Raw genomic sequence first — 19,599 nt, 5'->3', positions numbered from 1 at the left:
AAATAAATATTTCTATACATAAATAATTTTTTAATCTCTACCCTTATAATCCTTGCCTGATGATATCGTCCATATGAAGAACACAGGAACAATGAAAAGGGCAGACACCAGGATACACACTGATGCAACCGCCCCGATTGCAACCAGCAGTTGTGGCATAAAAGTTAAAGTAATCAATACGAAGGAGAGTAGTTGAAAAAGATGGCGTATAACTTTCTTCTCAATATCAAAGGACAAGGATTTCACCCTTCCTAAAATGAAATGGTACTCCAAATCACAAATGTAAATAATTGTATACCCAATTATATGCTTATAATGCTAAAAAATCCAAGTATCAATTTTCTTTGTTTTATATATTCTTCCCCAACTATCCTGCTCACTAGTTGAACAAATAAAAAACGACTGCCGTAACAGCCGTATTGTGCTAACGATGCCCGTTAGTTCAATGAAATCCAATTACTCATTTAAATTTTAATGTTGATTTTTAACCAATAATTAGAGAAGCTCTAAAGTATAGGTAGAGCTTTTCAATTATTAGTAATTATGACCGAGGGGAATTTTGCTGAAAAGTGAATCTTCATATCGTTTTACAGGTTCGGTACAAAAAGAAACTGATGAAATTGAGCTTCTTCATAATGACCATCCTTTGTTTAACCTAGCGTTATCATTGACAGAAAAAGAAATAGAACAGACAGCTTTAGGACGTTATTCTGTCCAATATCCAGTACGTGAGAAGTTAGATATTGAGATTCACGAAGTAATAGTTGCGGATGGTACAGGTCGTGAGTTATCTCGTGAACTGCTTCATTTAGCTCGGAGAGACGATGGAACGTTTCTAACACTTAATCCATATTGGCTCTTCTTGAAACCATTTGAAGGTTCAATGCATACTGCTGACAAAGGCTCTCCCTCTGACTTTACCTTGCAGGTGATTGAAGAATGGACTTGGTATTCTAAAAGTTGTTCACGATATCGGCAGAATAAGGGGATAACCATTGGATGGAGGGGGAGGAGACGTTCTTTTTTTCCTTTTCCATATATCCGAATGGTATTATTACTTAAATCAACCTGTTCCCAATTTAAGTCAACGAGTTCTTGGCGCCTCATTCCCGTTGTAGCAAGCAGCTTAAATAACAAATGATTTCGAGCTGATAAACGAGAATCATTATTTTCTAGAAAAATAAAAAGTTTTTGAAGTTCTTGTAAAGTCATATAAACAGGTAGCTTTTTTTCCGTTTTTGGAGCCTGAATGCCCGCCATAAAATCAGTTTTTATATAATTTTCTTTTAAACAGAACTGGTTGAATGACTTTAAACAAGAAATACGGCGTTGCATGGTTTTGGGTTTAGCTCCATGGTTCATTACTTGATCTTGAATAAATCTTCTGCTCGTAGATGGTGTTAAATCATCAAGTTCTAATGAACGGTTCTGGTGCCGTAGAAAATCTTCGTAATTTTTTAAATTGAATGCATACCCGCGGAGCGTATTTTTTGAATAATTTTTTTCAACCTCTAAGGACATAAGATAATCATCGGCAGCTTGTGTAAATTTCAATTGTAATGACCTCCAGCAAAATGAATTATCAGGACGTACCTGCAAATTATGAGACGTTCCTGAAAGTTATTGGGACGGCCATGAATGTTATCAGAACAACCTTAATAATTATCGTCAACTTGGAGGAGAAAAGTTCCTGATCATAAATCTTATCGGAACTTGAGGAGATAACTTATAGGTACGTTTGGATTTTTTCTTAGTTAACATAATATATATTATCGGACGTCAATGGTTTGAGATCTCATTAACTGAGATTTTTCTTGTTTTTGAGAAATTAGAAGTTTTTTACTAAATATTTATTGGATTTTATATGTCTCATAAAAATGCTAAACCTATATTAACTACAAAGGCGCCGAACCAGATCTAATTCTTTAGTCAGCGCCTCAATAATTTGATTTACGATATTGTATACGTTAACGATGTTATATTGCTCACTTTATTCTTTTTAAATCCGTTCTATCATTGCACTTTTCCTAAATATATCATCGGAAGGTTTGGATTCATACTTACTAGTCTCACTAGCAACTCTTTGCTGAGTTTTTACCGATCCAGTTTTAAACCATTCGACAACTTACTATTAATTGTAAGTTTAAACAGACTAAACAATAACGTTATGTAAACAAAGCGAACAATTTAACTCTCTAACTAATCTAATTGCGATTCCCTCCGTTGAAGATCGGAACGTTTAAATACTTCAGGACGCAACATAGTTCCAAGACCCGGTCCATTTAATGGATAAACATATCCGTCTTTAACCAAAGGAACTTCGGTTACCAATTCTCTATACCAATCTGTATAAAATGCTCTTACTACTTCCTGAACCAGGACGTTTGGAGCATTAATAGATAAATGAACATCTACCGCAAAAGAAACCGGTCCCACACAGTCATGTGTTGCAATCGGCAATTGATAAGCCTCCGCCATGGAAATAATTTTCTTTGATTCTGAAATTCCCCCCGTCCACGTTGGATCAAAAATGATGACACCGGCTGCCTGTTTCTCCATTACTTCCCGAAATGCCCAGCGTGTTCCAAGAGTTTCACTGGCAGCGGTTGGAATTCGAGTCGATCGAGCAAATTCTTTTAAAGCATCCAGATTGTCCATCTTTATTGGATCTTCGTACCAGAACGGTTGGAAATCCTCTAATGCGTGAGCAATTTGTTTTGCTGTACGCAAATCCCATAGAGAGTGCAATTCAACCATGATTTCAATTTTATTACCAACCTGTTTTCTTATCTTTTCAAAAGGAATTAGGGCTTTTTTCAAATCTTCATTTGAGATATATCTTCCATTTGAAGCTTCCGCAAACGGATCGAAAGGCCATATTTTCATTCCCATAAAACCTTCTGAGACAAGGCTTTCTGCCAATTCATCCGCACGATATAAAAATGCCTCAAGATCTTCATAGGGCCCTTTCAGCTCTCCTTTTCCCCAATTATCAACAGGTAAATTTCCGTGTCTTGGCCGTTTTTGTGTATACTGGTATCCTGCACATGTATTATAAGCCCGGATACAGCCACGGGAAGCCCCGCCAAGGAGTTGATAAATAGGTTGATTAGTTACTTGGCCAAAGATGTCCCATAAAGCGATATCCAACGCCGAGCGCCCCCTATTTTCAATTCCTGTACTGCGGGCACCTACAAAACCTACAAGATTCCCCCAGTGCCGTTCAATAGTTAACGGATCCTTACCTAAAAGAACGGCGGCACCCATTTCATGAATCCACGCTTCTACCGCCTCAGCCGCAAAATAGGTTTCCCCTAATCCGATAATTCCTTCATCAGTATGCAATCTAACATAGCACAAATTCGGAAATTCCTCGATTCGAATGGTTTCGATTTTCGTTATCTTCACAAAATATCCCTCCTGATTTTCGGTTTTCTTTGAGAATTTCAAGATCCCCTGATCGACTGACCAGGGGAACTATCCATAAACTATTGACGAGCTTTACTTACTTCATCAAAAAACTCTTTCACTAAATCCTCTCCGATTTGCTTGGAGAATTGACCCATCAAAGGCTTTGCCAGTTCTTGCATTTTGGCTGTTGCCTCTGGTGATAATTCATTAACTTGCATACCGTCAGCCTTTAACTTTTCAATTGTTTCCTTTGTGCTGGCTCTAATCGTTTCACGCTGGAATTTACCAGCCTCATCAGCGGCTTCTTGCATGATTTTTTTCTCATCATCGGATAGCTCATTCCAAAGTTTCTTATTAACAAGGAAAATGAACGGCGCGTATACGTGCTTGGTTAAGCTTAAATACTTCTGTACTTCATTCATCTTAAGATTTTCGATAATTTGTACTGGGTTTTCTTGGCCATCAATGGCTTTGCTTTCTAAAGCAGTGAAAACTTCACTAATCGCCATTGGTGTTGGGTTTGCACCGAAGGTCTTAAAAACTTCCAAATGAATTGGGTTTTGCATTGTACGAATCTTCATCCCTTTGAAATCGTCTACCGATGTAATAGGATGTTTGGCGCTCGTTACATTACGGAATCCATTTTCCCAAAAACTAAGACCCACCAAATTATGCGGCGGCAGTGTCTCTAACATTTTTTTGCCAAATGCTCCCTGAAGGACAGTATCTACTTCTTTTTCATTATTAAATGTAAAAGGGAAATCGAACACACCGAATTCTTTCACTGTTCCAGTTAACGGAGCGGTCGTTATAACGGTCATATCTTGCAATCCGGCTTTTACTGCTTCCGCCATCTTCTTTTCATCGCCTAGAGTAGAATCATAGTAGTTCTGTACTTTTATCTTTCCGTCGCTCTTTTGTTTGACAATGTCCGCAAACTTATCAATCCCTTGTCCTAACGGATGGTCCTTACCAATACTAATGCCCATTTTCAGAGTACGTTCTTTGCTGCCGCTTGGGGCAGCCTGAGTTGGTGATGCTGCTGTACTCTTTTCACCGCTCCCTCCCCCACAGCCACCAAGAAGAAGCATGCTGGGTACAACAAAACTGATAGCTAAATTCTTAACCCACTTTTTCATAATATAACCCTCCTCTTTTTTTGTTTATATTCAACTAAACCTAGAAACCTATCGTTTTATTGGCTGACTAGATTAGTTGTCTATCATGAATGTTTTTACTATTCTGACAATAATGGTTACAATTCATTACCTAATTTACAACTGCTGTTCCGCATGTTTTTAGAAGGTTGGACCAATACGCCAAATACCAAAATCGTGCTGTTTTAAAATCTCTGATTTTGTCAGCTTGCCTGAGCTTACTTGTCCAATTTCAGCAAAGATTCTTTCACCTACAGATTGAATGGATTCAATGCCCTCAATAATCGTTCCGGCGTTAAGGTCCATGTTATCTCCCATTTTTTCAAACATTGGCGTATTCGTAGAGATCTTAATGACTGGGGCTATTGGAGAACCCGTTGGCGTGCCGCGGCCACTCGTAAATAAAACAACCTGAGCTCCTCCTGCAACCATGCCGGTCAACTGCTCAATGTCATGACCTGGCGTATCCATCCAAACCAGCCCTTTTTGGGTGGGTGGCTGTGCATAATCGATAAGTTCTTGGAGCGGACGACTGCCAGATTTGTTGGCCGCACCGAGTGACTTCTCCTCCAGTGAGCTGAGGCCGCCCTCGATATTTCCGGGACTCGGATTTCCAGTACGAATATCAACCCCCATCATCATCGCCCGGCTCTACATTTGACCAATCACTTCGTAGACACGTTGTGCAACTTTCTCGTTTGCGGCACGCTGGGCCAGGAGATGCTCTGCGCCAATTAATTCTGTTGTTTCGGCAAGAATGGCAGTACCACCGGCGTCTACAATGAGATCGCTTACAACTCCCACCGCTGGGTTAGCAGATAAACCCGAACATGCGTCTGAACCTCCACATTCTGTGCCAATAATGAGTTCACTGAAGTCGCATGGCTCGCGGAGAATTGAGGAGGCGTCTTGTACCATCTTGGCCGCAGCTTTTGCTCCCTGGGCGATCACCATAAGTGTTCCGCCATGATCCTGAATAGAGATAACCTCTACAGGTTTCCCGCTTTTCGCAATTTCCCCAGCCACACTTCTGGCCTGGTGTGTTTCGCAGCCAAGCCCCAGTACGACAACACCGTATACATTCGGATTGCATCCCATCCCCACATATGTCTGGAAGGTTTGCTCATAGTCCACCCCTACCTGGCCGCACCCATGCTGATGGATAAAACTGACCGTTCCTTGTACCAGTTGTGTAATCTGATGCGCGGCCTGTGTTGCACAGGTTATGGTCGGCAGAATGAGTACGTGATTCCGTACGCCAACTCTGCCGTCCGGGCGTCTGTACCCCCAGAATACGGGTTTGTTCTCGTTATTTAACACTAATTTTATCTCCCCTTCCTCTTTTTCCTTCCAGGTTGTGAACGTGAACATGCTCACCCACTGTAATCGAGCGGACAGCCATCCCAATAACTTCTCCGTATTTCAAAATATCTTCGCCTTCTTCTATTGGTTTGATTGCAAATTTATGGCCAAATCGGATCGAATCTTTCAATTCAATTTCGATGGTATGATCCCCGTTGGTTACTTTTACTTTTGCACCCGCCGGGATATCTATTAAGGCGACAGCCACGTGATCAACAGGCTTCATGACCACTGTTTTATAGGATGTTTCCATCATTAATCCCCCCTATAATAAACGCTTTATGAACTTTAAACTGTACTCGTAGATTCTGATTTATTATGCGTTTTATGATTCACTATTTTTCCAGGATTCAGAATAAAATGGGGATCAAAAAGCTGCTTTATATCTTCCATAACATCGACGGCTTCTCCATGCTCTAAGCGTAAATACTTGGTTTTCCCCATTCCAATTCCATGCTCGCCTGTACAAGTCCCGCCTTGTTCCAAAGCGTAATGGACCAGCTTTTCGTTCACAGTTTCAGCCCGTCTCAAGCTATCAGGGTTGTTAGGATCCACAGTAAGTGTTACGTGAAAATTCCCATCCCCGATATGGCCAAAAATAGCTGCCTGTATATTGTGCTCGTTTACTATTTCTCTTGCTTTATGGATGGCTTCAGGAAGTTTAGAAATAGGGACACATACATCAGTAGCCATAAGCAGTTCCCCCGGATAAGCGGCAATAACGGCTAGTCCTGCCTTGTGCCTGGCCTCCCAAAGCTGAGCTCGTTTTTTAGAATCCTTCTCCGTTTGGAAAGACCGAGAATTAGAAGAAGCAATACATTCTTTAATCATTTCAAGCTGGTACTCTACTTCATTTTCCGTTCCACTGCATTCTAAAAACAACGTTGGAGCTTCTTCGTATGATGTTTTCATATATTCATTGACTGCCTTAATAGTCAATGAATCAACAAGTTCAATTTTACCGATGTCGATGCCGGCAGAAAGAATATGAACGGCGGCCCTTCCCGCATCTTCTAGAGACTGAAAAGTGGCTCTTGCAGCAATGATGGCTTCAGGAATTCCACGGAGACGAAGCTTAATTTCCGTAATGATACCAAGCGTTCCTTCTGAACCGATAAACAAATCCTTTAAAGAATAGCCAGCAGAAGTTTTTATAGCCGAGCTTCCAGTCTGAATGATTCTTCCATCCGCAAGAACTACTTCCAGTTTTAAAATTTGGTTTCTCATAACGCCGTATTTTACCGCATTCGTGCCGCTTGCATTCGTTGCTGTCATCCCGCCAATCGTAGCATCTGCCCCGGGATCAATCGGAAAAAATAGACCATGTCTTTTTATGTGTTTATTTAATTGCTCACGTGTCACACCTGGTTGAACAGTGACTGAAAAATCTTGTGGGGAAACATCCAGGATTTGATTCATGAGTGAAAAACTAATCGTTATGCCGCCGTATTGCGGGACAATATGTCCTTCCAGGCTGCTGCCTACGCCAAAAGGAACAATCGGTATTTTATGTGTGGCAGCAAAATTTACAATCTGCACCACTTCTGTTTTATTAACAGGAAAAACAACAACATCAGGTAAGGTGCCGGTATGGTATGTGATGCCCTTGCTATGTTGTTCCAATACGGATTCATTGATGGAAACACGCTGCGGGTCACCAATCATCTCTAATAATTCTTCGTATATATTCATTTGCATCATTCCTTTTCTAGTTTAATAGGACATCATTTTTTCCAGACCTTCCTGAATCCGCTGCGCATTAGGCAGCCAATCGTCTTCGATAGAAGGCACAGGATACGGTGTATCATATCCGGTAATTCGCAAAATTGGCGCACATAAGGAGAATAAAGCGCGCTCACTTATGATGGCCGCAATTTCTCCGCCTACCCCTCCTGTTTTTACAGCTTCATGAACAATCATTAACCGTCCGGTTTTCTCTACTGATTCAATAATCGTATCGAAATCAAGGGGTTGGATGGTGCGTAAATCAATGACTTCGATATCGATGCCTTTGGCCTGGTATTCCTGGGCAATTTTTGTTACGAGAGGAACCGTAGGCCCATACGTAACAACCGTTGCATCCTGCCCTTCTTTTACTACCTTCGCTTTGCCCAACGGAATCGTATAGGGTTCTTCCGGCACTTCTTCCCGGAAAGCCCGGTATAACTTCATCGGCTCGATAAACAAAACCGGATTCTCATCCCGAATGGCTGAAATGAGCAGTCCCTTTGCATCATAAGGATTGGACGGCATTACGACTTTCAGGCCTGGTGTATGAAGAAAAAGGGCTTCCAGGCTGTCCGAATGAAGCTCAGGTGTACGCACGCCGCCGCCAAACGGACTGCGAATAACAAGGGGGACGGTAAACCTTCCGGCCGAGCGGAAACGAACCCGTGCGGCCTGGGCGCACACCTGATCCATCGTTTCGTAAATAAACCCAAGGAACTGAATTTCGGCAATCGGGCGCATCCCGTTCACCGCAAGCCCTACTGCGGTCCCTATGATCCCTGACTCCGCTAATGGTGTGTCAAACACCCGGTTTTCTCCAAAGCGATCCTGCAGCCCTTCTGTGGCCCGGAACACCCCTCCGTTAACGCCGACATCTTCCCCGAGAATAATTACACGTCCTTCTCTCTCCATTTCCTGTGCCATTGCTTCTCGAATTGCTTCCACCATCGTCAGATTAGCCATTGTCGCTCTCTCCTTTTCCTTGCCTCCGCTGTATAATTTCTTCTTTTTGCTCCTGCAGCAGCTTATGAGGCGAATCGTATACATGATCAAAGGCATCATAGACGGATGAAGGTTGAATCATCTCTGCTTCAGAAATAGCCTCTGCAACTTCTGTCTCCAATTTTGCTGTTAAAGCTCCTCTATCAGCTTCTGAAATTAATCCTCGCTTAAGCAGAAAAGCTTCGAAGCGAACAATCGGATCTTTTTCATTTGTCCAGGTGCTTACTTCTTCCGCATTACGGTATTTCGTTGGATCATCTGCCGTTGTATGCGGCCCTTGTCGGTACGTCACCGCTTCAATTAAGGTAGGGCCTTGTCCGTTCCGGGCCCGTTCTGCTGCCTCCCTTGTGACTTGATATACGGCAAGCACATCATTTCCGTCTACCTGCACTCCTTTCATACCGTAAGCCACCGCTTTTTGGGCGATCGATTCACTCGCCATTTGTTTATGAAGCGGAAGGCTGATGGCCCAATGGTTGTTCTGGCAGAAAAAGAGGACAGGGAGCTGGTAAACAGCGGCAAAATTCAGCCCTTCATGGAAATCGCCCTCTGAAGTGGCTCCGTCCCCGAAATAACTAACTGAAATATTGTTTTCCCCTTTCAGTTTTGATGCCCAGGCACAGCCCGCAGCCTGGGGAATCTGACCCGCAATGATAATTTGAATGGGAAATATGTTCAGATTATCAGGTGTCCTTCCGCCATGAAGGTGTCCTTTGAAATAGAGAATCGCCTGTTCAATCGAAAGCCCGTGTACCATACAGGCGGCAATCTCTCGATAGGTAGGGAAAATCCAGTCCAGTTTTTGCAGGGCTAACGCGCTGCCGACCTGGGCGGCTTCCTGTCCGCTAAATGGAGCATACGTTCCGATCCTTCCCTGCCGCTGCATTTTAAGCAGCCGGGCATCAAGGATTCTGGTTTTCAGCATCCATTCATACATCGATAGAAGCAAGCCATTGTTTACATCCATTTCGGAGAGGCGGGATTCATCGACGTCGCCATTGGGGTGGAGAATTTGATAGGAGTCCATTTTCATCATCTCGGATTTTAACATCGTATTTTCTCTCCTTTGAGGTTATGAATTCACCATATGAATCGCTTTTTTCAGTAGAATCTCTGATGCCTCGAGAATACCTTCTGCTAGGGTTGGATGAGGATAAATAGTGAGAGAAATATCTTCTACTTTCGCCCCCATCTCCATAGCCAGGACGGCGCCGCTAATCATATTGGAAGCCTGGGAGCCGATGATTTGGACCCCGAGTACTCGTTCATCTTCATCAGCCACAATTTTGGTAAAACCTTCTGTTTCATCACTGGTTAGGGCTCGCCCGTTTGCCGAAAACGGGAATTTGCCGACTTTCACCTGATATCCTTGCTCCTTAGCCTGAACCTCGTTCAATCCAACGGTTGCAATTTCCGGATCGGAAAAGACGACAGCTGGCAGTCCCACATAATCAATGACACTATGTACATTCGCAATGGCTTCTGCTGCTACCTTTCCTTCATAGGAAGCTTTATGGGCCAGAGCTGGACCAGGAACTGCATCCCCAATCGCAAAAATGTGTGGAACAGTGGTCCGGCATTGCTCATTAATTTGGATTAGGCCCTTTTCATCGACCTTAATTCCAATCTCCTTAAGCCCCAGGTGTTCTGTATTCGGGCGGCGTCCTACCGTTACGAGACAATAATCTGCCTGAAACATTTCCTCCTGTTCTTCCATGCGAGCGGTGATCGTTACATTGTGCTCAGCTGCTTCATTTCGAATGACAGTAGCCCCGGTATGAATATGTACGCCCAGTTTTTTTAAATTTTTCTTCAAGATGCGCGACATTTCGATATCAAAACCAGGCAAAATGTTAGAAGTCGCTTCGATTATCGTCACCTTTGTTCCGAATTTGGCAAATGCCGTTCCCAGTTCGATGCCGATATAGCCGCCACCTACTACAATCATGCTTCCTGGAATTTCATCAAGTGATAATGCTTCTGTTGAAGAGAGGATCCTACCACCAAAAGGAAGAGTAGAAATCTCAATCGGACGGGAACCCGTAGCAATGATACAGTGCCCAAAGCGAATACGTTGGGATGCATAGTCGGAGATAACACGAACCTCATTTTTATCCGTAAAATAGGCTTCTCCTTCCATGATATTCACGTTGTTGCTTTTGCAGAGGGCGGCGATCCCGCCAGAAAGCCTGGAGATGACCTGTTTATTCTTCCATTCCTGAAATTTAGAGAAATTAAGGGTTGCATGTTCTACTTCGATACCTCGCGCTGCCATTTTGCTTAATTTATGATAGTCTTCCGCCGCTGAAATCAACGCCTTGGACGGAATACAACCCTCATTGAGGCAAATTCCTCCCAACGCTTTTTTCTCTACGAGTGTTACTTCTTGTCCGAGTTGTGCTGCCCGGATGGCGGCCGTATATCCTCCCGGGCCTCCGCCAATGACAAGAACACCCGTTTCGGCAATGAAATCCCCGACAACCATCTATCTCACCTCCAAATACAAGGCCTGCGGGTTTTCAAGAATATGGGAGAAAGACTCCATAAATTTTCCGGCATGTTCTCCATCAATGACTCGATGGTCAAATGTCAGGGACATACCCATCATGCTCCGTATCGCAATCTGATGGTTGATAACGGCCGGCCGTTCTTTAATCGCATGCACGCCCAGAATAGCTACTTCCGGATAATTGATAATAGGTGTGGCGAACCAGCCTCCCTTCTTACCGGTACTGCTAATCGTAAAGGTTCCTCCCTGTAAATCTGCCGCATCGACTCTCCGCTGCCGTACTTTTTCTACTAGCTGCTCTAGTTCAAGTGCGATCTCCAGTATCGATTTTTGATCAGCATTTTTAATGACCGGTACAATGAGGCCGTCTTTCGTAGCCGTTGCAATTCCGATGTTATAGTATTTTTTAAGGATAATTTTTCCGCTTTCCGGCTTTAGTGAAGCATTAAAGTACGGTTGCTCTTTCAACGTTTTTGTAACCGCTTTAATAATAAACGGAAGATATGTAAGCTTGCAGCCATACGCTTCAGCATACGGCAAGAGGCTTTCCTTTAATTCTACCAATTGGGTGACATCAATCTCATCCATTCCAGTCGCTTGTGGTGCTGTATAAACAGACTGCACCATCTTTTCACTGATTCGCTTTCGTAATCCTTGAAACGGAATTTCTTCCTCCAGGTTTGCGCTTTCTACAGTATGTAAGACGGGGTCAGAATGTGATTCCCTATTAGAATTCTCGTTAGAAACAGGTTGGATAAATATACGGATATCTGTTTCCATAACTCGTCCACCCGGCCCTGTTCCCGTTACCTGCTCGATATCGATTCCAAGCTCTCTGGCTAGTTTGCGGACGGTGGGTGCGGCCAATGCACGTTTCTTTTTCTTTTGTTCCGGGCGGGCTTCTGGAAGGGCAGGTGCAGGCTCCATTTCCTTTTCTTCCTCTACAGTAATTAGCACTTCTCCAACATGAACGACACTTCCCTCATCTCCGGCAAGTGAACCGATTTTCCCGCCGACTGGGGAAGGAATTTCCACAACGGCTTTATCGGTTTGAATTTCTGCGACAACCTGGTCGGCCTCAATCCTATCTCCTGGTTTGACAAGCCAGCGGACAATCTCAGCTTCATGCAATCCTTCTCCAATATCCGGTAGTTTAAATTTAAAATGCATGATATCCCTCCTTTTTCTTCTAGTATTTGGTCTCATATATTTGTATCTGAAATCTGATATATTAATATTTTTGTTCTTTTATCTATTATTCAAAATAATTCGTCATATTACAATACATTTTAGAAAGTTTATTGTAAATGAAAAACTTTTTTTACAGGGATCGGAAAGAACCCACCTGCTTAGCTGGTGGGTATTTTTGTTGCACTGCAGCTATCCTGCCGCTTAAACTTTATAGAATCACCGGATAAGATTCCCTTCAGAATCAAATGCAAAGGGTCGCCTATCATCGCTTACAGTAAACTGAGGATTGTTATCGAGTTCTTTTGCTATAATTTCCGAAACCCAGAATTCCGAAAGGTGAAGAGTATCCCTTATGTGGACAACTCGAGCCCTGCTAGAAGGAACTTGTGTTGCAGCCTTTAGTCCAACTGCCAAAACCTGACGGTCATTTTCCAGCATGACAGGAATTTTTGCACTTTGAAACAATCCTGCTGTTAGTACGTTAGCATAAGTTACTTGTAAATCTACTTTTTCGAAACACCTTATCGTTGTTAAATCAGCCATCCCGATTCCAGTGGCATTTCCATGGGTTTCTTCTGTTAAGTCTAAAACAGCAATTCGGTGAATCGTAGAAGTCCCCTCAAAGAGCACGCCAGGTACAGGGGATCTTCCCGTCACATTAGGATCCATTCCTTCTCCGCTAATATCTTTACCTAGTTGATCGATAATCAATAAATCGATTGGATCCACGTTAATTCTTGGCAATAAACGTTTCGCCTTCTCAAGTAATACGGGTTCTTCAGCAGGAATCCGTTCTTTAGGAATCACGTAAACATTCTCTACCTCATCGTAACTATTCTCCACTACACAAACCGCAAGACCCACGGGCGCGTGATCAAGGACATACTGTCCAGCTGCCGGTATAAGCGTTGGAAAAGCAGCAAATCCGGCACTATGGATTGTGGAGGCGCCTTTATGTTTTCCTAAACCAATGCAAAGCATTTTAAAGACACCGCTTTCAATAGGTCCTTTAAAATCGGTATGTGGTTTAATCCGGCAAACCGGAACAATGAAATCGCTTTCTAAAGCGACTTTACTAAAATGGATAGGTACTCCATCGGCGTTACCTAATTCTACTGTTTCCATCGAAGGATTGATAGGAACACCCATTGTTTCCTCGGTAATACCATAGTTCGCCAGAACACTCCGCTGCCCCTCCGCTTCTCCTCCTCCATGGCTAGCCATTGCAGGAACAATAAACGGTTCGGCCCCCAATTCTCTAAACAAGTCGATCACTGTGCGAACGATAAAGGATATATGCCTTATTCCTCTGCTGCCAACAGCCACAGCAATTTTCATGTTAGGTTTTATTAAATTTTTAATTGCTTCGTTGTGAAATTGTTCTCTAAGAACATGTTCAATTTGAGTCTTATCCAGCATCCTATTATCAAAAGATTGTTGAACCTTGTACATGATTGGACTTTCAAAATCAAATCCACTTTCCAATACGGCCATTTTAATCAACACCTTTATATGGAGTGATTTACATCAATGGGGTTACCTGCACCGTTAGATTCACTATGGTCACCGATTAGTACGGGTTGCTCCTTCATCAAGAAGAGATAAGACAGGATAGCTACCAGTGCCAGGCCTCCTCCAATGGAAAGAGGAATAACAAATGAGCCTGTAGACTGCAATATAAACCCTGTAATAAGTGGAGCCAATGTACCCCCGATATTACCTGCAAAATTTTGGAGTGCTCCGATTCTTCCTACATAATTTGGTTTGGAGATGGCCGCTGGCAATGCCCAGATGACACCATTCGCTGCCATTACTCCGCCCAGAGCAAGACTTAAAAACAAAATGACCCAAGAGATGCTCTCAACTTGAACAGCCAATAGAATGGACATAGAAATGATCATCCCAATGACTGCCAATGTGCGGCATGCTTTCGTAGCAGACCAGCCTTTACGCACGAGGTGATCCGACAACAATCCAAAAACCCAGGTTAACACGAAGGCAACAATGTACGGAATCATGGCAACGAATCCTGTTTTTGAAAGTGTTAGATGTTTAGATTTGACCAGGAATGTCGGAAGCCAGGAAACAAAGATATATAAAACATAATCGATTGCAAACAAGCCAATCATTAAAGCCCATACATTACGGTACTTTAATAAGCTATACCATGGAATTTTGACGGGTGCGTATTTTTCATCCGTGTCGCCTATAACCGAAATCTCTTGTTGGGAGACATAGGGTGATTCTGCGGGACGATTTCTAAAATATTTCCACCAGAAGAAAGCCCAAATTATGCTGATTAAGCCTGTTACGAAAAATGCACTGGACCAGCCATAGTTTATCATGACAAATGTAACCAAAGGAGGAGTGAAGGCCGATCCGAACATTACCGCAGAAATAAAGGAGGCATTGGCCTTTCCTCTTTCGCTAGCCGGAAACCATTGAGCAACAACACGGCCAAAACCTGGAAAAGTAGGGGCTTCTCCTAACCCCATCAACATTCGACAGAGTAGAAGACTCATAAATCCAGTGGCCATTCCAGTTAACCCTGTCATGATGGACCATACCAAAACACCTACAAAAATGGCAACCCGTGTACCAAACTTGTCAATCAAAATTCCCATGGGAATCTGGGCGATCGTATAGGTCCACAATACACAAGATAGAATAATTCCCATTTGAGCGTCATTAAATTGAAAATGCTTGGCGATTAGCGGAGCTGCGATACCAATATTGGCACGGTCCATATAATTGATGGCTGCACCTAAAAACATTAGCAGGAGAATGGTCGAACGATAGCGAGAATCTACTCCAGAGTTCTTCATACTTTCAATCCTTCCCATTTTTATTCAAAAAGTCGTTATTCACTCTATTCGCCACCTGTTAAAATACGCAATCCTTCTTTTTTAGCCACATCCATATAGCCCAGCACTCTATCCAACTGTTTTTTCGAAACAATTGGTCCAATATCCGGATTGGACAGTCCTGGTCCAACGGTTAACTACTCCATTTTCTCAACCACTCTGCTGACGAAATTATCATGAATCGATTTTTCGACCACTAGCCTCGATCCTGCGGAACAGGTTTGACGCTATATCTTGCGGCTACTTCAACATCGGCATAAGCTTGATTCAAAGGTTTCCCGTTATCCAAAGTTTCCAATTCAGCCAGCTTATCTTTTCGCTCACGAATAAGTCCTGCCATTTTCAGGAGCATTCTGCCCCGTTCAGCGGGCAGTATACTGCTCCAGGCGGACTGTTCAAAAGCTTTTTTTGCAGCGGCTACGGCAAGATCAACATCTTCCAATGAACAATCTATATTGCTCCATAAATTTTAAATCCCCCGTCCGCCATCAACATTCAATATTTCACCGGTTACGATTTTCGCTAAATCAGAGGCCAGGTAAAGCGCAGCCTGGGCAATATCGTCGGGTTGTATTAAAGATCCTAATGGGACGCTGTCTAAAAAGATTTTTTTCTTATCGTCTTCCTTTTGCGCTCCGTCCCCTTTTAGAAATTGTCCAAGCATTGGCGTCTCGGCGGGTCCCGGGTTTATAGCGTTAACCCGGATTTTATATGGAGCCAGTTCAAGGGCAAGCGCCTTTGTCAGCATGATAGCTGCTCCTTTAGAAGCACAATAGGCGTTCAACCCCGGGCGGGCTCTAACCCCCGCTATAGAAGCTATATTTACAATGGCTCCTCTTTGCTGCTTTTTCATGACAGGAACAGCATACTTTGACGTCAAAAAAATAGACTTCAAATTTACGTCCATAATCTGATTCCATTGTTCCAAACTTAACTCCTCAATCGGTGTGAATACTTGGGGAACACCCGCACAATTGACTACGATGTCAAGTTGATCAAATGTTTTCAGTGTATCTTGAATCAGAGTTTCAACCTGCGAATCAATTGAAACGTTTACTTGAACAGCGTTGGCCTGTTCAGGCTGGTAAGAATCCACTGCCGCCTGTGCAGCTGCAAGATTCAAGTCCGCGAAGACAACATTGGCTCCTTGCTGTGTAAACAATTGGGCTATGGCTTTGCCCATCCCTGAACCTGCTCCTGTTACAATCGCCGTTTTTCCTTGTAATAAATCCTGTGTCATATATTCATCTCCTCCGTATACTTAATTGATGAATTTGTGAAACAATGGCATCGCCCATCTCCGTTGTTTTAGCTGTTCCACCAAGGTCCGAGGTTCTGATTTCCCCCTCGATTAGAACTTCTTCAATTGAATCGAGAATCAGTTTCCCTACCTCAGGCAACCCAAGATGATCCATCATAAGGCTGATGCTCCAAATTTGCGCGATTGGATTGGCAATCCCTTTCCCCGCGATATCCGGGGCTGATCCGTGAATGGCTTCAAACATAGAAGGATACTTGCGCTCCGGATTGATGTTACCTGAAGGAGCTAAACCCAATCCACCAACAACTGCAGCCCCTAAATCGGTTAAAATGTCCCCAAACAAATTGCTCCCTGCGACGACATCCAGGCTCTCAGGTCTGGAGACAAAATAAGCGGCGAGAGCATCTATATGGTAGAGATGTGTTTCGATGTGCGGGTGCTGACTTCCAATTTCTTTCACGATTTCATCCCAGAATGTCATGGAATAATTGATTGCATTCGACTTTGTTGCAACTGTTAACTTCTTCTTAGGTCTTTTCTCTGCCAGCGAAAAGGCATATTTTAGGATCCTTTCAGTACCATACCGGGTAAAAACATTGTTTTGTACGGCTATTTCATAAGGAGTTCCTTCATGCATGCGCCCCCCTATATTGGAGTACTCTCCCTCGGTGTTTTCCCGAACCACAACAAAATCAAGATGTTCATGGGACTTATAACGCAACGGACTCTCCAGCCCGCGAAGGAGCTTTATCGGACGTAAATTCACATACTGCTGGAAACTTCGGCGGATTGGCAGAATAAGCTCCCATACAGATATGTGATCCGGTACAGAAGGTGCACCCACGGCCCCAAATAAAATTGCATCATAGCCTTTCAAAATTTCTAAACCGTTTGCAGGCATCATCCTGCCATTCCGCAAATAATACTCGCAATTCCAGGCAAAAAAGTCACAGGCAAAATGCAGTCCCCCATATTCAACTTCAACCGCTTTTAAAACTTTAAGCCCCTCTTCCATCACCTCCGGTCCGATGCCATCACCGGGAATAACGGCTATTGAGTAGTGCTTCAACCTGTTCACCTCTTTTTCTTTAAATTGTATTTACTGCTATTAAAAGCAAAAACGATGCCAAATCAGGCACCGTTTCAAGCTTCTTTTATTTCAGATAAAACAGAATATTTAGTCAGAAAAAATAAGAGAAAATCGTTTTAAATTCCAACATGATGTTGAAATATTCAACGTTATAGGTTGTATTCCTTAATCTTTCTCCATAGCGTCGATCGATCTACACCGAGTGATTTTGCAGCCAATGTTTTGTTGTTAGCATATTTAGTTAATGCAGTAACAATCGCTTCCCTTTCCTTATCTTTAATGCTTAAAGAGAGATTTTCTATTTTACTCTTGTTTTCTTTGATTTTTTGGGAGAAAAATGCGGCTCCTTTAACTGACAAAGTCTGCCCCTGTTCCAGTACGACCATTCGTTCAACTACATTTCTCAACTCCCGGATATTTCCGGGCCAATTATACCCAGTGAATATTTCGTACAGCTCCTCGTCAATCTTTATGATTTTGGTTTTTCGTTTTTCATTTAATTGTTGAACAACCGATTCAACAACTGCGGGAATATCCGCCAACCTTTGACGAAGGGGAGGCAATTCAAGTGTCAGCACATTTAATCGATAATATAAATCTACTCTAAATTGCTTTGCGTCTATTTCCTCTTCCAAATCACGATTTGTGGCCGCAATGATTCGGACATCGACAGGGATAATCCGTTCCCCTCCGACACGCCGCACCGTTTTTTCTTGAAGAACCCGCAATAAAAGAGACTGTATTCGGAGCGGCATTTCGCCAATTTCATCAAGAAACAAAGTCCCGCCGTGGGCCAGTTCAAATAACCCTGTTTTTCCGCCCTTGCGAGCACCCGTAAAAGCACCTTCTTCGTAACCAAACAATTCGCTTTCCAGCAGGCTTTCCGGAAGTGCGGCACAATTAACAGCGAGAAAGGGACCTAACGCCCGCTGATTGGCCAAATGAATACCTTGCGCAAAAAGCTCTTTTCCCGTTCCTGACTCACCGGTAATCAAAACAGAGGCTTCGGTCTCTGCAAATCGGCTTGCGAGTTCTTTCGCTGCTACAATTAGTGATGATTCTCCAACAATGTCTTTAAGCATATATTTTGCTTCTAAGCCGTTTTGATGTAACATCTTCCGCAGCTTCAATTCCATTTTTTGAATATCTGTAATAACTTTAAAGTTAGAGACGGCACCAACAACATGGTTCATAACAATGACCGGAAAACGGTTAATGACAATTTGGCGGTCCATTACAGTTGCAATGTCCCCTGTTTCAATTTTTCCTGTTTGCAGAACGCGCATCATATCTGATTGAGGGATAAACTCCGTAATTTTACGGCCTTTAACGTCTTCCTGAAGACCCAGAATTGTTTTGGCATGTTGATTGACGACCGTAATGCTCCCCTCCCGATCAACGGCAATTACACCGTCATGAGCAGAATTGACAATCGCTTCGACTTGAAATCGTTCTCTTGTAACTTCATCTGCAAAGTGAACCAGGGAAGTCACAAGACGTAGAACTGGCAAGAGCGAAATAATGGATGGCATAACATAATAAATAGATGCCTGTATTATCGGATCACTATACAGTTCCTTCTCCCAAAAGGGGACTAAATAGACACGTTCCTGTTCCATATCTCGGTCAAGGAACTGTTCTTTGCTTACAAAACATAAAGAAATCTGCGGGTTCTGTTTATACTCCCATTTCAGCCATTCGACTTCTTCTTCTGAGCCAACAAACCAAAGCGAATCCCTTGATCGACTCAACAGATCACGTTCTTCAATTGTCTTAATAATATCTATAAGATGGATAGATAGCGGGATAACTGGAACTGGCAATGCTTCTACCTCTTTTTTGTAAATATCCAGGGCGAGAATAACCCTGGTGTTCATCACCTGATTCATTAAGGATTTAATAGAATAAAACCGTGCTGTTTGGTATCCCATTTCCTGAAGCAGCTTTTCCATTTGATCATCCAACGGTTGACTGATTTTATACAAGGCAATCATCAAGTTCTCCCCCTAAGTCCCTATGATTAT

General features: G+C 42.9%; 15 protein-coding genes and 2 pseudogenes. All 17 read right to left on the bottom strand.

Annotation, left to right across the window (positions count from 1 at the left end; translation table 11 throughout):
* Positions 1 to 804: 804 nt before the first annotated feature.
* Positions 805 to 1,554: a tyrosine-type recombinase/integrase gene (locus MBEAL2_RS30605; protein ID WP_082130135.1), complete on the bottom strand. Its 750-nt coding sequence runs from the start codon at positions 1,552 to 1,554 to the stop codon at positions 805 to 807.
* A gap of 645 nt (positions 1,555 to 2,199) precedes the next feature.
* Positions 2,200 to 3,408 (bottom strand): mandelate racemase/muconate lactonizing enzyme family protein, encoded by a 1,209-nt coding sequence (locus tag MBEAL2_RS23670; protein WP_047154699.1) that lies wholly within the window; start codon positions 3,406 to 3,408, stop codon positions 2,200 to 2,202.
* Between the two features lie 80 nt (positions 3,409 to 3,488).
* On the bottom strand, positions 3,489 to 4,550 hold the full coding sequence (locus MBEAL2_RS23665) for a TRAP transporter substrate-binding protein (RefSeq protein ID WP_047154698.1): 1,062 nt from the start codon (positions 4,548 to 4,550) through the stop codon (positions 3,489 to 3,491).
* A gap of 159 nt (positions 4,551 to 4,709) precedes the next feature.
* Positions 4,710 to 5,939 (bottom strand): annotated as a pseudogene (locus MBEAL2_RS23660) (UxaA family hydrolase).
* The gene (locus MBEAL2_RS23655) at positions 5,878 to 6,183 is read right to left on the bottom strand and encodes a UxaA family hydrolase (protein WP_047154697.1); all 306 of its coding nucleotides are present in this window, start codon (positions 6,181 to 6,183) and stop codon (positions 5,878 to 5,880) included. Before MBEAL2_RS23655 ends, MBEAL2_RS23660 begins: the two are co-directional and overlap by 62 nt.
* Positions 6,184 to 6,218: 35 nt before the next feature.
* Complete coding sequence (locus MBEAL2_RS23650; RefSeq protein WP_047154696.1) at positions 6,219 to 7,622, bottom strand: FAD-binding oxidoreductase; 1,404 nt, start codon at positions 7,620 to 7,622, stop codon at positions 6,219 to 6,221.
* A 21-nt stretch (positions 7,623 to 7,643) separates the two neighbouring features.
* Positions 7,644 to 8,621: an alpha-ketoacid dehydrogenase subunit beta gene (locus MBEAL2_RS23645; protein WP_047154695.1), complete on the bottom strand. Its 978-nt coding sequence runs from the start codon at positions 8,619 to 8,621 to the stop codon at positions 7,644 to 7,646.
* On the bottom strand, positions 8,614 to 9,711 hold the full coding sequence (gene pdhA / locus MBEAL2_RS23640; RefSeq protein WP_047154694.1) for a pyruvate dehydrogenase (acetyl-transferring) E1 component subunit alpha: 1,098 nt from the start codon (positions 9,709 to 9,711) through the stop codon (positions 8,614 to 8,616). The genes MBEAL2_RS23645 and pdhA overlap by 8 nt, the downstream gene beginning before the upstream one ends.
* A 21-nt stretch (positions 9,712 to 9,732) precedes the next feature.
* On the bottom strand, positions 9,733 to 11,145 hold the full coding sequence (gene lpdA / locus MBEAL2_RS23635) for a dihydrolipoyl dehydrogenase (RefSeq protein WP_047154693.1): 1,413 nt from the start codon (positions 11,143 to 11,145) through the stop codon (positions 9,733 to 9,735).
* A complete protein-coding gene (locus MBEAL2_RS23630; protein ID WP_047154692.1) occupies positions 11,146 to 12,339 on the bottom strand; it encodes a dihydrolipoamide acetyltransferase family protein in 1,194 nt (397 codons plus the stop codon).
* Positions 12,340 to 12,576: 237 nt separating this feature from the next.
* The gene (locus MBEAL2_RS23625; protein WP_047154691.1) at positions 12,577 to 13,854 is read right to left on the bottom strand and encodes a nickel pincer cofactor-dependent isomerase, group 22; all 1,278 of its coding nucleotides are present in this window, start codon (positions 13,852 to 13,854) and stop codon (positions 12,577 to 12,579) included.
* A gap of 14 nt (positions 13,855 to 13,868) precedes the next feature.
* Positions 13,869 to 15,185: an MFS transporter gene (locus tag MBEAL2_RS23620; protein WP_161798279.1), complete on the bottom strand. Its 1,317-nt coding sequence runs from the start codon at positions 15,183 to 15,185 to the stop codon at positions 13,869 to 13,871.
* A gap of 44 nt (positions 15,186 to 15,229) precedes the next feature.
* Positions 15,230 to 15,421 (bottom strand): annotated as a pseudogene (locus MBEAL2_RS34115) (aldehyde dehydrogenase family protein).
* On the bottom strand, positions 15,421 to 15,666 hold the full coding sequence (locus tag MBEAL2_RS23615) for an aldehyde dehydrogenase family protein (protein WP_047154690.1): 246 nt from the start codon (positions 15,664 to 15,666) through the stop codon (positions 15,421 to 15,423). Before MBEAL2_RS23615 ends, MBEAL2_RS34115 begins: the two are co-directional and overlap by 1 nt.
* Positions 15,667 to 15,693: 27 nt before the next feature.
* Entirely contained in the window at positions 15,694 to 16,464 is a 771-nt protein-coding gene (locus tag MBEAL2_RS23610; RefSeq protein ID WP_047154689.1) for an SDR family oxidoreductase, read from the bottom strand.
* 4 nt (positions 16,465 to 16,468) lie between these two features.
* Complete coding sequence (locus MBEAL2_RS23605) at positions 16,469 to 17,554, bottom strand: tartrate dehydrogenase (protein ID WP_047154688.1); 1,086 nt, start codon at positions 17,552 to 17,554, stop codon at positions 16,469 to 16,471.
* A gap of 170 nt (positions 17,555 to 17,724) precedes the next feature.
* On the bottom strand, positions 17,725 to 19,569 hold the full coding sequence (locus MBEAL2_RS23600) for a sigma-54 interaction domain-containing protein (protein WP_082130133.1): 1,845 nt from the start codon (positions 19,567 to 19,569) through the stop codon (positions 17,725 to 17,727).
* Positions 19,570 to 19,599: the final 30 nt, after the last annotated feature.

The sequence above is a fragment of the Aneurinibacillus tyrosinisolvens genome (genome assembly GCF_001015055.1).
Lineage (GTDB): Bacteria > Bacillota > Bacilli > Aneurinibacillales > Aneurinibacillaceae > Aneurinibacillus_A > Aneurinibacillus_A tyrosinisolvens.
The sequence above is the reverse complement of the archived record's forward strand: the minus strand, read 5'-3'. Positions and strand labels throughout refer to the sequence as shown.

Coding starts and splice junctions, on each gene's coding strand:
- lpdA (WP_047154693.1), bottom strand. CDS start 11,145: ATGGTTGTCGGGGATTTCATTGCCGAAACGGGTGTTCTTGTCATTGGC.
- MBEAL2_RS23630 (WP_047154692.1), bottom strand. CDS start 12,339: ATGCATTTTAAATTTAAACTACCGGATATTGGAGAAGGATTGCATGAA.
- pdhA (WP_047154694.1), bottom strand. CDS start 9,711: ATGTTAAAATCCGAGATGATGAAAATGGACTCCTATCAAATTCTCCAC.
- MBEAL2_RS23600 (WP_082130133.1), bottom strand. CDS start 19,569: ATGATTGCCTTGTATAAAATCAGTCAACCGTTGGATGATCAAATGGAA.
- MBEAL2_RS23645 (WP_047154695.1), bottom strand. CDS start 8,621: ATGGCTAATCTGACGATGGTGGAAGCAATTCGAGAAGCAATGGCACAG.
- MBEAL2_RS23620 (WP_161798279.1), bottom strand. CDS start 15,185: ATGAAGAACTCTGGAGTAGATTCTCGCTATCGTTCGACCATTCTCCTG.
- MBEAL2_RS23650 (WP_047154696.1), bottom strand. CDS start 7,622: ATGAATATATACGAAGAATTATTAGAGATGATTGGTGACCCGCAGCGT.
- MBEAL2_RS23610 (WP_047154689.1), bottom strand. CDS start 16,464: ATGACACAGGATTTATTACAAGGAAAAACGGCGATTGTAACAGGAGCA.
- MBEAL2_RS23665 (WP_047154698.1), bottom strand. CDS start 4,550: ATGAAAAAGTGGGTTAAGAATTTAGCTATCAGTTTTGTTGTACCCAGC.
- MBEAL2_RS23625 (WP_047154691.1), bottom strand. CDS start 13,854: ATGGCCGTATTGGAAAGTGGATTTGATTTTGAAAGTCCAATCATGTAC.
- MBEAL2_RS23655 (WP_047154697.1), bottom strand. CDS start 6,183: ATGGAAACATCCTATAAAACAGTGGTCATGAAGCCTGTTGATCACGTG.